The organism is Frankia sp. CeRuru1, assembly GCF_977966315.1.
In genome coordinates, this window is sequence record NZ_CDWWEW010000033.1 from 1 (window position 1) to 14,814 (window position 14,814).

General features: G+C 69.5%; 10 protein-coding genes and 1 riboswitch. Of the genes, 5 read left to right on the plus strand and 5 right to left on the minus strand.

Annotation, left to right across the window (positions count from 1 at the left end; translation table 11 throughout):
- Window positions 1-127: 127 nt before the first annotated feature.
- Window positions 128-238: riboswitch (SAM riboswitch) on the minus strand.
- A gap of 130 nt (window positions 239-368) precedes the next feature.
- The 4 genes from AC08OP_RS04360 to AC08OP_RS04375 all read right to left on the minus strand — a co-directional run bounded on the left by AC08OP_RS04360 (window position 369) and on the right by AC08OP_RS04375 (window position 5,263).
- On the minus strand, window positions 369-1,667 hold the full coding sequence (locus AC08OP_RS04360) for a bifunctional o-acetylhomoserine/o-acetylserine sulfhydrylase (RefSeq protein WP_476613006.1): 1,299 nt from the start codon (window positions 1,665-1,667) through the stop codon (window positions 369-371).
- Window positions 1,664-2,842 (minus strand): isopenicillin N synthase family dioxygenase, encoded by a 1,179-nt coding sequence (locus AC08OP_RS04365; protein WP_476613007.1) that lies wholly within the window; start codon window positions 2,840-2,842, stop codon window positions 1,664-1,666. The genes AC08OP_RS04360 and AC08OP_RS04365 overlap by 4 nt, the downstream gene beginning before the upstream one ends.
- 345 nt (window positions 2,843-3,187) lie before the next feature.
- On the minus strand, window positions 3,188-4,351 hold the full coding sequence (locus AC08OP_RS04370; RefSeq protein WP_476613008.1) for an acyl-CoA dehydrogenase family protein: 1,164 nt from the start codon (window positions 4,349-4,351) through the stop codon (window positions 3,188-3,190).
- Window positions 4,352-4,411: 60 nt separating this feature from the next.
- Window positions 4,412-5,263 carry a 3-hydroxybutyryl-CoA dehydrogenase gene (locus AC08OP_RS04375; protein WP_476613009.1) on the minus strand — a complete coding sequence of 284 codons (852 nt, stop codon included), beginning with the start codon at window positions 5,261-5,263 and terminating at the stop codon, window positions 4,412-4,414.
- A 75-nt stretch (window positions 5,264-5,338) separates the two neighbouring features.
- On the opposite strand from AC08OP_RS04375, the gene AC08OP_RS04380 reads away from it, so the two are divergent.
- The 4 genes from AC08OP_RS04380 to AC08OP_RS04395 all read left to right on the plus strand — a co-directional run bounded on the left by AC08OP_RS04380 (window position 5,339) and on the right by AC08OP_RS04395 (window position 11,155).
- Entirely contained in the window at window positions 5,339-6,022 is a 684-nt protein-coding gene (locus AC08OP_RS04380; RefSeq protein WP_476613010.1) for a TetR family transcriptional regulator, read from the plus strand.
- 264 nt (window positions 6,023-6,286) lie between these two features.
- Window positions 6,287-8,506, plus strand: coding sequence for an SF1B family DNA helicase RecD2 (gene recD2 / locus AC08OP_RS04385; protein ID WP_476613011.1), 2,220 nt, complete (start codon window positions 6,287-6,289; stop codon window positions 8,504-8,506).
- A 226-nt stretch (window positions 8,507-8,732) separates the two neighbouring features.
- Window positions 8,733-10,565, plus strand: a complete 1,833-nt coding sequence (locus tag AC08OP_RS04390) for an MFS transporter (protein ID WP_476613012.1) — start codon at window positions 8,733-8,735, stop codon at window positions 10,563-10,565.
- An 80-nt stretch (window positions 10,566-10,645) separates the two neighbouring features.
- Entirely contained in the window at window positions 10,646-11,155 is a 510-nt protein-coding gene (locus AC08OP_RS04395) for a MerR family transcriptional regulator (protein ID WP_476613013.1), read from the plus strand.
- Here AC08OP_RS04395 and AC08OP_RS04400 read toward each other — a convergent pair.
- On the minus strand, window positions 11,064-12,239 hold the full coding sequence (locus AC08OP_RS04400; RefSeq protein WP_476613014.1) for a PP2C family protein-serine/threonine phosphatase: 1,176 nt from the start codon (window positions 12,237-12,239) through the stop codon (window positions 11,064-11,066). The genes AC08OP_RS04395 and AC08OP_RS04400 overlap by 92 nt on opposite strands.
- 185 nt (window positions 12,240-12,424) lie before the next feature.
- Here AC08OP_RS04400 and AC08OP_RS04405 point away from each other — a divergent pair.
- Window positions 12,425-14,814, plus strand: a 2,390-nt coding sequence (locus tag AC08OP_RS04405; protein WP_476613015.1) for a valine--tRNA ligase, incomplete at its 3' end; no start/stop codon positions are given.

Here is a 14,814-nt window from a genome sequence, read left to right on the forward strand (position 1 = left end):
CGCCCAGGGGCTGAGCACGTGGGCAACGGCTTGTGTCCCGCACCGGCATGCGAGCGTGAAGCGGCCACTGGCGTGGCGAGTCGCTCCCGACATCTCACAGCTCCCTCGGCTCGGGCCCGGGAGTACGGGCCCGCGCTTGCCGCACCCGGGGGCACGGCCGTGTCCTCATCCGGGGCACCCCTTCGCGAACGAGGGTTGCCGGTCAACAAGCCAGGGCTGAACGTTGGCGCTCGTGACAGCTCGGTCAACCATCAGCCAAGCGGCTGATCTGACAAACCTAGTAGGCAAACTTAGTGGGGTAAGTAGAGTTTGTCGATAGAGCTAGTGAAATATTGGGCTCTTCGCAGTGCGGCGGATGCCGAATCCGGTCAGTGCCCCTTGGCCGCGCGGAAGCCCTTCTCCAGGTCGGCCAGGATGTCGTCGACCCCCTCGATGCCGACCGACAGGCGGATCAGCTCCTCGCTCACCCCGCTGTTGGCCTGCTCGGCGGGGGTGAGCTGGGCGTGGGTCGTGGACGCCGGATGAATCGCCAGCGAGCGGACGTCCCCGACGTTGGCGAGATGGCTGTGCAGTTCGAGGGCCTCGATGAACGCCCGCCCGGCGGCGTCACCACCGCGGATACCGAAGGCCAGCACGGCGCCGGCACCATCGGGCAGGTAGCGCCGGGCCGCCGGATACCAGCGGCTCGACGCCAGGCCCGGGTAGGCGACCCAGATCACCTCGTCCCGCTCGGACAGCCACTGTGCCACCCGCAGCGCGCCCGCGCTGTGCCGCTCCATCCGTAGCGACAACGTCTCCATCCCCTGGAGCAGCAGGAAGGCGTTCATCGGGGACAGGGCCGGGCCCAGGTCGCGCAGCAGCCGCGCGCGGGCCCGCACGATGTAGGCGGTCTCTGGGAACGCGTCGAGGAAGACCAGGCCGTGGTAGGCCGGATCCGGTGCGGTGAACCGCGGATAACGGCCGTTGCCCCAGTCGAAACGCCCGCCGTCGACGATGACACCGCCGATCGACGTCCCGTGCCCGCCGATGAACTTGGTGGCGGAGTGCACCACGATGTCGGCGCCGTGTTCGAGAGGGCGGCTCAGGTACGGCGACGCCAGGGTGTTGTCCACGATCAGCGGTACCCCCGCGGCGTGCCCCACCTCGGCGATCCTGGCGACGTCGAGAACGTTCCCACGGGGGTTGCCGATGGTCTCGCCGTAGAGCGCGGCGGTGTTCGGCCGGATCGCCGCGCGCCAGGCGTCGAGGTCGTCCGGGTCGTCGACGAAGGTGGTCTCGATCCCGAACTCCGCCAGCGTGTTCCTGAACAGCGCGTACGTCCCGCCGTACAGCGAGGTCGACGACACCAGGTGCGCCCCGGCGGCGGCGAGGTTCAGCACCGCCAGGGACTGGGCGGCCTGGCCGCTGGCGGTCGCCAGGGCCGCGACCCCGCCCTCCAGATCCGCGATGCGCTGTTCGAAGACGTCCTGCGTGGGGTTGACGACCCGGGTGTAAGTGAAGCCGACCTCGGCCAGCGAGAACAGCTCGGCCGCGTGCCGCGTGTCGTCGAACACGAAGGAGGTCGTCTGGTAGATCGGCACGGCGCGCGCGCCGGTCGCCGGGTCCGGGGCGGCTCCGGCGTGGAGCTGCCGGGTCTCGAAGCTCCGACCCGGGGGGATCGTCGTCACAGGGCTTTTCCTTTGGGTCCTTTGGGGTGCTCGACGTCGGCCTCGACGTCGGCGTAGTAGCGCCGCGCCACCTCGGGATGGCTGCGTAGCCAGCTCTTGAGGGTGTTCACCCCGTGCTGGGCGAAGATCGGATTGTGCGGATCGGGCGGGGGCGCGTCGGTGATCTGCCGGAGCAGCTCGCCCGGCAGCGGAACCGGTTCCAGGGTGGCCGACAGCCGCGGCCCGAAGAAGAACGCCACGGACACCCGCTCGTGGCCCGATGGTGGGCTGACGACCCGGTGCACGGTCGCCCGGTAGTAGCGCCGCGTCGCCAGCTCGAACATCTCGCCGATGTTGACGACGAACGCGCCGGGTTCGGGGACCGCGTCGATCCAGCCGTCGGCCCCGTCCGCCACCTGCAGGCCGGCCGCCCCCACCGCCGGCTCACCCGGCTCGCCCGGCCCGCCGGCCGGGGCCCGCTCCGGGAGCACGCGGACGTGGTCCTGGAGGACGAACGTGAGGAAGCCGCCGTCCTTGTGCGCCCCGACTCCCTGGTCGTAGCCGGCTCCCTGGCCGTAGCCGTCGCCGAAGCCGGGCGGCGCCGGTCGGTACCGGATCAGCTTCAGGTGCGAGCGCGGCTCGTCGGCGAAGGTCCGGTCGAGGTGGTCGGCGGGCAGGCCCAGCGACTCGGCGAACGCCCGGACCAGCATCCGGCCCAGCCGGCCCAGCTCCGCCATGTAGGCGAGCACGGTGTCACGCACCTCGGGCAGGGCCGCGGGCCACTGGTTGGGACCGTCGAGGCGCAGGTAGACCGGATCGTCGGGGCCGAGGTCACGGGCCGGGCGCTCATCGGAGATGTCGATCTGTTCGCGGAGGTCGGGGCGGCCCCGGGTGATCTCGTGCCCGAGCCGGGTATACCCGCGGAAGTGCGGCGAGTGGATGTTCTCGATCTCCAGCTTCGACGCCTCGGGCAGCTGGAAGAACCGGCGGCTCACGTCGAGGATCGCGGTGGTGAGCGAGGCCGGGACGCCGTGTCCGGTCAGGTAGAAGAACCCCGGGCCGTGGCAGGCCTCGCGCAGGGCGGCGAGGAACTCACCTCGGTTCGTGGCGCCGGTCCGGAAGGGATCGATGTCGAGGGTGGGCAGCGTCCGGGCCGGGGCGAGCCGGTTCGCCTGGTGGGCGAAGCCGCCTGTCATCGTCGGAATCCTCCCTGCGCCGCGGGCCTCATGCCGGGTTCGCCTTGACGGCTCGCGCGGCTGCTCGACACCGCCGCGTTCCCGAGACCCGCCGCGCCCCGGGAGCGTCCGTGACGTTCGTCCGCCCGTCGCCTGTCCCGCGCCAGGGTAGCGCCGCTACGGCGCAGCCGTGGGAGAACTACGAGCTGTTCCGGCGGCTGTGGCGCTCCGACCGGTGACCCGGCGGGGCCGGTTCCGCGCTCACGGCCACGACCCCGCCGATGGCTACCGGAACCGAGCCTGTCCTACAGCCGACCCGGTAACTCCCATGAGCCCGGTAACTCCCTCTGGGTAGAGCCAGCGGAGTTAGCCGGCGAGGAGCTGGCGGGCCATGACGATGCGCTGGATCTGGTTGGTACCTTCGTAGATTTGGGTGATCTTCGCGTCCCGCATGAGCCGTTCGGCGGGGAAGTCCTGGGTGTAGCCGTAGCCGCCGAGTAGCTGTACGGCGTCGGTGGTCACCTGCATGGCGGTGTCCGACGCCAGACACTTGGCGGCGGCGCCGAAGAACGTGAGGTCGGCGTCCTCCCGCTCGGACTTGGCGGCGGCGACATACACCATCTGGCGCGCGGCCTCCAGCGCCATGGCCATGTCGGCAAGCATGAACTGGATCCCCTGGAAGTCCGCGATGCGCTTGCCGAACTGCTTGCGCTCCTTGACGTAGTCCAGGGCGAGGTCGAGTGCGCCCTGGGCGATGCCGATGGCTTGTGCACCGATGGTCACCCGAGTGTGGTCGAGAGTACGCAGTGCCAGCCGGAGGCCGTGACCGAGCTCCCCGATGAGACGGTCCTCGGGAATGCGACAGTCGTCGAAGAGCAGCTCGCGGGTCGGAGAGCCCTTGATGCCCAGCTTCTTCTCCGGGCTGCCGACGGAGAAGCCCGGGTCGGAGCTCTCCACGATGAAAGCGCTGATGTTGGCGCCGCGTCGGCCGTCGGGGTCGGTGACGGCGAGCACGGTGTAGTATTCGGAGATCCCCGCGTTGGTGATCCAGGACTTCTGCCCGGAGAGCACCCAGTGGTCGCCGTCGCGGACGGCGCGGGTCTTCATCGCAGCGGTGTCGGAGCCGGCCTCACGTTCGGAGAGGCCGTAGGAGAAGGCGGCCTCGCCGCGGGCCAGCGGTGGGAGGTATCGCTGTTTCAGGTCGTCGGTGCCGCCGAGGATGAGCGGGAGGCTGCCGAGCTTGTTCACGGCGGGGATCAGGGAGGAGGACGCGCAGACGCGGGCGACCTCCTCGATGACGATGCAGGTGGCGAGCGCGTCGGCGCCGACGCCGTCGTACTCGGCGGGGACGTGGGGCGCGTGGAAGTCGGAGGCCACCAGCGCGTCGTAGGCCTCCTGCGGGAACCGGCTGTGGGCGTCGACGTGGGCGGCGTACGGCGCGATCTTGTCGTAGGCCAGGGTGCGTACGGCGTCGCGCAGCTCGAGGTGCTCGTCGCTGAGTCGGTACAGGTCGAAGTCGGTGGCGGTCATGGGTTCCTCGCTCGCTAGGTCGCTTACCAGGGCGCTCAGTTACTTCAGTTACTAGGGCGCTCAGTAGGTGTAGAAGCCACGGCCGGTCTTGCGGCCCAGCAGGCCAGCGTCGACCATGCGGGCCAGCAGCGGCGGCGGCGCATAGAGGGGTTCCTTGAACTCCTCGTACAGCGACTCGGCCACCGCCTTGGTGGTGTCCAGCCCGATCAGGTCAGCCAGCGCCAGTGGTCCTTGCGGGTGGGCGGCACCACGGACCAGTCCCTGGTCGATGTCCTCGGCCGTGGCGAACCCGGACTCCAGCATCCGGATCGCCGAGAGCACGAACGGGATCAGCAGGGCGTTGACCACGAAGCCCGCTCGGTCCTGGCAGTCGATGGCGTGCTTGCCCAGATCGTCCTGCACGAACGCCCGCGCCCGCTCGGTCGTCTCCGGGCCGGTCAGCAGGCTCGGCACTAGCTCGACTAGGGACAGCACCGGGACCGGGTTGAAGAAGTGGATACCCAGGACGTGGGTGGGCCGTTCGGTGGCCACGGCGAGCTTCATGATCGGAATGGAGGAGGTGTTGGAGGCCAGCACCGCGTCCGGGTCCTTGACGACGTCGTTGAGTCGCTTGAACAGCGCGGACTTGGCGGTCTCGTCCTCGACGATCGCCTCCACCACGAGGCCGCGGTCGGCCAGGGCCTCGATGTCCTCGACGACCTGGATGCGTGCGAGCACCTCCGCGGCGCTGGCCACCTTGCCGCGGCTCTCCGCGCGGGACAGTGATGTCTCCAGACGCTGCCGTCCCGCGGCCACGGCGGGCGTGGTCATCTCCACGACGACCACGTCCTTGCCGGCGCGGGCGCAGACCTCGGCGATCCCGGCACCCATCAGGCCACAGCCGACGACACCGACCTTGTTGATGGCGTTCACCTGGCTCCTCCTCCACGGTGTTGGTACGCAGTATCATAGTTGTGGAACTACGTACCACCAAGTAATTTCGGTGCCGTGGAGCAGCAGCCGGCCCGCTTGGCCAAGGACAGGCTCGTCGCGGCGGCGTTCGAGCTTTTCGAGGAGCGTGGCTTCGAGGGCACGACGGTCGACGACATCGCGCAACGCGCGGGCGTCGGTCGGACGACGTTCTTCCGGATCTACCGGTCCAAGGAGGACGTGATCTTTCCTGAGCACGACGTGCTGCTCGGCCACATCGAAGCCCGGCTCGCGACCGCCGCTCCAGAGACCCGCGGGCTCGCTCTCGCGGAGGCCGCCCGCATCGTGTTGCAGCACTACCTCGCCGAGGGCGAGCTCGCGCGCGCCCGCTACCGCCTGACCAGCACCGTCCCTGTACTCCGCGCCCGCGAGGTGGCCGGCATCCGGCAGTATCAGCGCCTGTTCGCCAGGTTCCTGCGCGACTGGATGGGCAACGAGCCCGACGGCGCCCTGCGTGCCGAGCTGGTGTCCGCGGCCATCGTCACCGCCCACAACCATGTGCTCCGACGCTGGCTCCGAGGCGAGACCACCTCCCCCGGCGAGGAGTTCAACCGTGCGATGGAGGTGGCGCTCGAGCATCTCGAAACACCTGCCGAAGCCGGGACAGCCGTCGTCGTATTCCGCACCTCCGCCGGCGTGGACGCCGTGGTCACCCGGCTGCGTCGGGCACTTGAAGAGGAACAGCGGCGCCCCTTGAGCTAGCGAGGGTGTCTGAAAAGGATGCCGGCGGACCTACTTCGCGGTACTGGTCACGGAAGGGGACGGCCGGACCGCGCCGGGGAACGGTGGCGATCGACCGAAGGGCAGGATGGGCACACGGTCCGGGGCGGACACCGCCCGCCCCGGCCGTTCTGTTCGTTGCCCCGCTCGGTCCGTTACCCTGCTACCCCATCCGAAGCTGGAGATCGTCTTGTCCCACCCCGAGGAAGCGGTGATTCTCATCGTCCCGGCGTCCCGGCGGCTGCCATGACCGGACGCGAACCCTTCCGCGGCGCGGTCCTCGACGCGGTGCTGGAACGGATCACCTATGCCAACGAGGAGACCGGCTACACGGTCGCGCGGGTCGACACCGGGCGCGGCGGCGACCTGGTGACCGTCGTTGGGGCGTTGCTCGGCGCGCAGCCGGGGGAGTCGCTACGGATGCGGGGGCGATGGGGCTCGCACCCGCAGTACGGCCGCCAGTTCCAGGTCGAGGATTACACGACCGTGCTGCCGGCGACCGTCCAGGGCGTGCAGCGCTATCTCGGCTCGGGCCTCATCAAGGGCATCGGTCCGCGCCTGGCCGAACGCATCGTCGAGCATTTCGGGGTCGCGGCGCTGGACGTCATCGAAAAGGAGCCGGAACGGCTCATCGAGGTGCCGAAGCTCGGCCCGAAGCGTACCAGGGCGATCGCCGAGGCGTGGGAGGAACAGAAGGCCATCAAGGAGGTGATGGTCTTTCTTCAGGGGGTGGGTGTGTCCACCTCGCTGGCGGTGCGGATCTACAAACAGTACGGGGACGCGTCGATCGGTGTGGTGCGCAATGAGCCCTACCGGCTGGCCACGGACGTCTGGGGCATCGGGTTCCGCACCGCGGACACCATCGCGAAGGCGGTGGGGATTCCGCATGACAGTCCGCAGCGGATCAAGGCTGGCCTGCTGTTCACGCTGTCCGAGGCCACCGACGGCGGTGGCCACTGCTTTCTGCCCGAACCCCGGCTCATCAGCGACGCCGTGCAGATTCTCCAGGTCGACACCGGCGACGTCATCGAGTGCCTGGGGGAGCTGGTCGCCGAGGACGGGGTCGTCCGGGAGGAGGTTCCGAGCGAGGATCCGGCGACGCCGACGGCCGCGATCTACCTGGTGCCCTTCCACCGGGCCGAGATCTCCGTCGCCGGCCAGTTGCGCCGCCTGCTGAACACCGGCGCGGACCGGTTGGCCGCCTTCGTCTCGGTGGACTGGGACCGGGCGTTGGGCTGGCTGCGGGAGCGGACCGGGGTCGAGCTCGCGCCGGCACAGCGCGATGCGGTGCAGCTTGCCCTGACGTCCAAGGTCGCCGTGCTGACGGGCGGACCGGGCTGCGGCAAGAGTTTCACCGTCCGCTCCATCGTGACGCTCGCGCTGGCCCGGCAGGCGAAGGTGATCCTCGCCGCGCCGACCGGCCGGGCCGCGAAGCGGCTGACCGAGCTGACCGGGCACGAGGCATCGACGGTGCACCGGCTACTGGAGCTGCGGCCGGGCGGTGACGCCGCCTTCGACCGGGACCGCCCGCTCGACGCCGACCTGATCGTCGTCGACGAGGCGTCGATGGTCGACCTGCTGCTGGCGAACAAGCTTGCCAAGGCGGTTCCGCCCGGCGCGCATCTGCTGCTGGTCGGCGACGTCGACCAGCTGCCATCGGTCGGTGCCGGCCAGGTGCTGCGCGACCTGCTCGCCGAGGGGACGCCGATCCCGCATGTCCGGCTCACCCAGGTCTTCCGAGCAGCGACCGAGTCCGGGGTGGTGACCAACGCGCACCGCATCAACCGCGGCGACTATCCGCTGGTCCGGGGACTGCCCGACTTCTTCCTGTTCGCCGCCGAGGAGGCGGAGGAGGCGGCGAAGATCACCGCGGAGGTGGTCGCCCGGCGGATCCCGGCGAAGTTCGGGCTCGATCCGCGCCGGGACGTGCAGGTGCTGACCCCGATGCACCGCGGCCCGGCGGGGGCCGGCGCGCTGAACACCCTGCTGCAGGAGGCCCTGACGCCGTCCCGCCCGAACGTGGCCGAGCGGCGCTTTGGCAGCCGGACGTTCCGGGTCGGCGACAAGGTCACGCAGGTGCGCAACAACTACGACAAGGGCGCGAGCGGGGTCTTCAACGGCACTCTCGGCGTGGTCACCGCGCTGAATGTGGAAAACCAGACGCTCACCATCCGGACCGACGAGGACGAGGACATCGACTACGACTTCGGGGAGCTCGACGAGCTGACCCACGCCTACGCGGTGACGATCCACCGCTCCCAGGGCAGTGAGTACCCCGCGGTCGTCATCCCGCTCACCACCAGCGCCTGGATGATGCTGCAACGCAACCTGCTCTACACGGCCGTCACCCGGGCGAAGACGCTGGTCGTGCTGGTGGGGTCCCGCCGGGCGATCGGCCAGGCGGTGCGGGCCGCCGGTCACGGCCAGCGGCACACCGCGCTCGACCACCGGCTGCGTAGCGGGTGAACGGTGAGCACCGTATATCACCAGATACCAGATACCACCCGTTCGCAACGGTAATGGCGACACGGTCAGCTCGACGCCGCCACGCCCACGCTCGCGCTGGTTGCCGCGGCTATGACCGCCGCCTCCGCTTCCGCGAGGACCTTCTTGACGATCGGTCGGCCTCCCGACCGCTATGAACCATGTCATATCTACCGCTGACGTTAGATGGAGACGCTACCTTCGTGCGGTGACGACTTCCGACACCGCCGCCGGCATCCTGCCGCTCGGGGCCGACGAGGTCCTGGCCCGGCCCGGTCCGGACAACTACAAGTGGATCGCGCTGTCGAACGCGACCATCGGCATCCTGATGGTGACGATCAACAGTTCGATTCTTCTCATCGCCCTTCCGGACATCTTCCGGGGAATCGAGATAGACCCGCTCGCACCGGAGAACACCTCGTACTTCCTCTGGATCATGATGGGATTCTTGCTGGTCACCTCGGTGCTCGTGGTGAGTCTGGGGCGGGTCGGCGACATGTTCGGCCGGGTGCGGATGTATAACCTCGGCTTCGCGATCTTCACGCTGTTCTCGATCCTGCTCGCCGTCACCTGGATGCATGGCACGGCAGCCGCCTGGTGGATCATTATCATGCGGGTGCTGCAGGGCGTGGGCGGTGCCTTCCTCGTCGCCAACTCCAGCGCGATCATCACTGACGCCTTCCCGGCGAACGAACGCGGGCTCGCCCTGGGGGTCAACGGCGTCGCGGCGATCGTCGGATCATTTCTGGGGCTGTTGATCGGAGGTTTGCTGGCGCCGGTCGAATGGCATCTGGTCTTTCTTGTCTCGGTGCCGTTCGGCATCTTCGGGACGGCCTGGGCCTACCTGAAGCTGCGCGACAACGGGGCGCGCACCCAGGTCCGGATCGACTGGGCCGGCAACATCACGTTCGCGGTCGGCCTCATCGCGATCCTGACCGGCATCGTCTACGGGCTGCAGCCCTATGGCGGTCACACGATGGGCTGGACCAAGCCGTTCGTGCTGAGCTGCCTGTTCGGCGGTCTCGCGGTGCTGATCGGCTTCGTCGTCATCGAGCTGCGCTCCGCCGACCCGATGTTCCGCCTGGACCTGTTCCGGAGCCGGACCTTCACCATGGGCAGCATCGCGGCCCTGCTCGGCGCGCTCGCCCGTGGTGGTCTGCAGTTCATATTGATCATCTGGCTGCAGGGGATCTGGTTGCCGCTGCCTGGCTACAGCTTCGAGAAGACCCCGCTGTGGGCCGGCATCTACCTGATTCCGGTGACCGTCGGATTCCTGGTGGCGGGGCCGCTGGCCGGCCGGTTCGCCGACCGCTACGGTGCGCGTCCGTTCGCCACCCTGGGGCTGGTGATCACGGCGGTGGCGTTCCTGCTGTTCGACGCCATTCCCATCGACTTCGACTATCCGTGGTTCGCGCTGATCCTGTTGCTGATGGGCCTGTCCATGGGCCTGTTCGCGGGGCCGAACACCAGCAGCGTGATGAACACGCTGCCGCCCAACCAGCGTGGTGCCGGTGCCGGCATGCTCAACACGTTCCAGAACTCGGCCAGCGTGCTGTCCATCGGTGTCTTCTTCACCATCATCGCGCTCGGGCTGGCCGCCAGCCTTCCGGACGCCATGTACTCCGGGCTTGTCGGGCAGGGCGTCTCCCCGGCGAAGGCGCACGAGCTGGCGGACCTGCCGCCGATCGGCAGCCTGTTCGCCGCATTCCTCGGGTACAACCCCACCGAGCGACTGCTCGGCCTGGACACCCTGTCGCAGCTCGACCCGGCGAAGGCCGACTTCCTCACCGGGCACACCTTCTTCCCGAACCTCATCTCCGGGCCGTTCGGTGACGGTTTGCGCCTCGCCTTCGCCTTCGCCGCCGTCGTCTGCCTGGTCGCCGCGGGCTTCTCCTGGCTGCGCGGGAAGGACCGGCCGCACGTGCGCCGTCCACTGCTCGAAGAGACGGCCGAGGGGCTGGCCGGCGCGGGCGACATCGCGGCGATGGAGGACGGTGCCGGGAGTGCTCTTCCGAGCAGCCCCCTGGTCGCCGAGCGATAGGCCGCGGGATAGGCCGAGCGCGGGACAGGCCGAGCGGGAGAAAGGCCCCGACGTCGATGATCAGATCCGCCGATGGCGTCATGCGGGACAATCGCCTGGTGCGGGACGGCGACGCAGCCAAGAGCGCGGCCAGGGACGCGGCCAAGGACGCGGCTCGTGACCTGCGCGGGATCGGTCAGGCCGCGCAGGAGTTGGGCGTCTCGGTGCGGGCCCTGCGGTACTACCAGGAGGTGGGGCTGCTCACCCCGTCTGGGCGCACCCTGGGCGGGAACCGGCTGTACGCGGATTCCGACCTCGCCCGGGTGCGGCGCATCCGCGAGCTGCAGACGCTGCTCGGCTTCAACCTGGACGAGATCCGCACGATCCTCGCCTACGAGGATCGTCTCGCCCAGGTCCGGCAGGAGTACCACGTGGCGTCCGACGACGCGGACCGCATCCGGCTGCTGACCGAGGGCACGTCGGCCTACCGGAGGCTCCGTGTCGAGATCGACGAGAAAATCAGCCGGCTGGTGGCCTGCCGTGACGAGATCGACGAACGGATTGAGCGGGCGGACCGGCTGGCCAAGGGGGTCGCCGACAGCTCCCAGTGATCACCCGATCGTCGGTTGGGCCGGCGTGCCGGGTCGGTCCGGGAACCTCGACCGCCAGGAGCGCCACATCGTCGTTCAGCGTCGATCGCGTCCAGTCCCGGACCCGGTCGGCGAGATCGGTCAGCGCCTCGTCGAGTGACGCGTGGGCGAACGCGGCCTCGACCGCGGGTAGTAGGGGAAAGAAGGCGCCGGTCGTGGGGGCGCGTGCCTCGGTGATGCCGTCGGTATAGAGCAGCAGGCGATCCCCCGCCCGCAGCGCGGCGTCCGTCACGTTGCTCCCGTCCATGATCAGCCCGAGCGGTGGCAGCCTGGACGAGACGGTGAGCAGATCCGCCTGCCCGGCACGAACGAGAACGGGATCGGGATGTCCCGCGTTCGCCAGCGTCAGACGGCTGCCGTCGACCTGCCCGACGACCGCGGTGACGAAGTCGTCCAGGCCGCTGACATCGGCGACCTCCGCGTCGAGGTTCGCCAGCAGATCGCGCAGGTCGCCCGTGTGTCGACTCATTAGCCGGAAGCAGCTGAGCACCCGGCTCGCGATCCGCACGGCGTCGAGCCCCTTGCCCCGTACGTCACCAATGAGCAGGCGGGTTCCCCACGGGCTGTCGACGACCTCGTACAGATCCCCACCGATCATGGCCTCCACGGTGGCACTCTCGTAGCGGACGGCGAACCGCAGCCCCCCGGACGACGACGGGACGGGACTGAGGATCGTCTGCTGCGCCACCTCGGCCACCCGAGTGACGTTCTGCAGCTTCGTCTCGCGTCGGATGTTGTACCGGCTGACCAGGACGGCCATCACTCCGCCGGCCGTGACCCCGACCAACCGGACCACCTGGGCCGTCGGGCCACCGCCGCTCCGGCCGAACAGGTCATTGTGCAGACTCAGCAGGATGCCCGCCAGGATCGCCGCCACCCCGTAGCCGGCGGTCAGCCGGGGGCCGGCGAACGTGGCCGCGAGCATGGGGCTCAGAATCGCGAGTCCGAGCATGTTCCATCCCGGGTTGCTCAGGTGCAGTCCGACCACCAGGGCGAGTATGAGCAACGGGGCGATCGGGGCGAACCAGCGCAGCACCCTCAGCACCGCACCCTCAGCACCCCCGGGAGATCCGTCCGGGGATCTCGCCTTGGGTAGGCCGCATGGTTGTCTGTCTACCCGCGAGCGGTCCGGACCGAACCCGCCGAAGTCCTGCTTCCAGGGGTCCTCACCAGCCAGCGCGGTCGGTTCTCCCGCCGATCAGGTCGGTGCCTCCTCATACACTGGCCCACATGACCACGCCTGGTATCCGTCTTGATCTGCCGACGACGTACGCGCCGTCGTCGGTAGAGTCCGGGCTGTACCGGCGCTGGATCGAGCAGGGTGTCTTCACTCCCACCGGCGCGCCCGGGCGTCCGCCGTACTGCATCGTCATCCCGCCGCCCAATGTCACCGGTTCGCTGCACATGGGCCACGCCTTCCAGCACACGCTCATGGACGCGCTGACCCGGCGGCGGCGGATGCAGGGCTACGACGTGCTGTGGCTGCCCGGCACGGACCACGCCGGCATCGCGACCCAGAACGTCGTCGAGCGGGCGCTGGCGCGGGAGGGCAGGAGCCGGCACGATCTCGGGCGCAAGGCGTTCGTCGAGCGCGTGTGGGCGTGGAAGGAGTCCTACGGCGGCACTATCGGCGAGCAGATGCGCCGCCTCGGGGCCGGCGTCGACTGGACCCGCGAGCGGTTCACGATGGACGAGGGCCTGTGCCGGGCCGTGCGCACCATGTTCGCCCGCCTGTACCACGACGGGCTCATCTACCGGGCAGAACGGATCATCAACTGGTGCCCCCGTTGCCTGACCGCCCTGTCGGACATCGAGGTCGACGCGTTCGAGGAGGAGGGCGAGCTCGTCTCGATCTCCTACGGCCCGGTGACGGTGGCGACCACCCGGGTGGAGACGATGCTCGGTGACACGGCGGTGGCCGTGCACCCGGGCGACGAGCGGTACGCGCATCTCGTCGGCACCGAGATCGAGCTTCCGCTGACGGGCCGGCGGATCCCGATCATCGCCGACGAGCACGTCGATCCCGCCTTCGGTACCGGCGCGGTGAAGGTCACCCCCGCCCATGATCCGAACGATTTCGAGATCGGCCGGCGGCACGGCCTGCCGAGCCTGACTGTGATGGACGAGCGCGGCATCATCATCGCCCACGGCCCCTTCCAGGGGCTCGACCGGTTCGAGGCGCGCAGCACGATCACCGCGGCACTGCGGGCGGAGGGGCGCATCGTCGCGGAGCGGCGGCCCTACCTCCACGCCGTTCCGCACTGTGACCGGTGCCAGACGGTCGTCGAACCCCGGCTGTCCCTGCAGTGGTTCGTCGCGGTCGCCACGCTGGCCCGCGCCGCCGGGGACATGGTCCGTGACGGTCGGACCACGATCAGCCCGCCGGAGCTCGCCGGGCGGTTCTTCGGCTGGGTTGACGACATGCATGACTGGTGCATCAGCCGCCAGCTGTGGTGGGGCCATCGCATCCCGGTCTGGTACTGCTCGGACGGGCACGTCACCGTGCCGCCCGCCGGGGACGAGATGCTCGATCCCGACCGTTGCGGAACCTGCGGCGCCACCGGCATTCGCCAGGACGTCGACGTGCTCGACACCTGGTTCTCGTCCGGGCTGTGGCCGTTCTCCACGCTGGGCTGGCCGCAGGACACGGCGGATCTGCGCCGTTTCTATCCCACCGCCGTCCTGCTCACCGGATACGACATCATTTTCTTCTGGGTCGCCCGGATGATGATGCTCGCCTCCTACACGATGCCTGACGTGCCCTTCCGGACAGTGGCGCTGACCGGGCTCATCCGGGACGCGCACGGCAAGAAAATGAGCAAGAGCTGGGGAAACGCGATCGACCCGCTGGCGCTCATCGATTCCCACGGCGCGGATGCGCTGCGTTTCACCCTGGCCCGGGGAGCCAATCCCGGGGCCGACGTCCCGCTGTCCGAGGATGCGGTGGACGCCAGCCGCAACTTCGTCAACAAGCTCTGGAACGCCACCCGTTTCGCGCTGATGAACGGCGCCGACCCGACCGCGGACCCGTTCGCCGGCGGGCCGCTGTCCGCCGCGGACCGGTGGATTCTCTCCCGGCTGCGGGCCGTGGTGGCCGACGTCGACACTTACTACGAACAGTTCGAGTTCGCCAGGGCCTGCGAGACGCTCTTCCATGTCGCCCGGGACGAGCTCTTCGACTGGTACCTCGAACTGGCCAAGATCCCGCTGCGGGCGGGTGGCCCGGCGGCGGACCCGGCCCGGGCCGTGCTGGGCCACTGCTTCGACGTCCTGCTGCGCCTGCTGCATCCGGTCATCCCGTTCGTGACCGAAAAACTGTGGACGGCATTGACCGGGGGGACGACGGTGGTGACCGCGCCTTGGCCGGTCTCGATCGCCGGCCGCGCAGATCCGGCCGCCGAGGCCGAGATCGACCGGCTCCGGCGGGTCGTGACGGGGCTGCGGCAGTTCCGGGCGAACCAGCGGCTGCGCCCCGGCCGGCGGGTGGCCGCGGTCATGGTCGGTCCGGGTGATCGGGTCGGTCCGGGTGGCCCGGCCGGCGCTGGGGGTCTGGCCGGGTGGCGGGAGGAGATCGGGGCGCTGTGCTCCCTCGACCTCACGGTCGCCGACCGACTACCGGG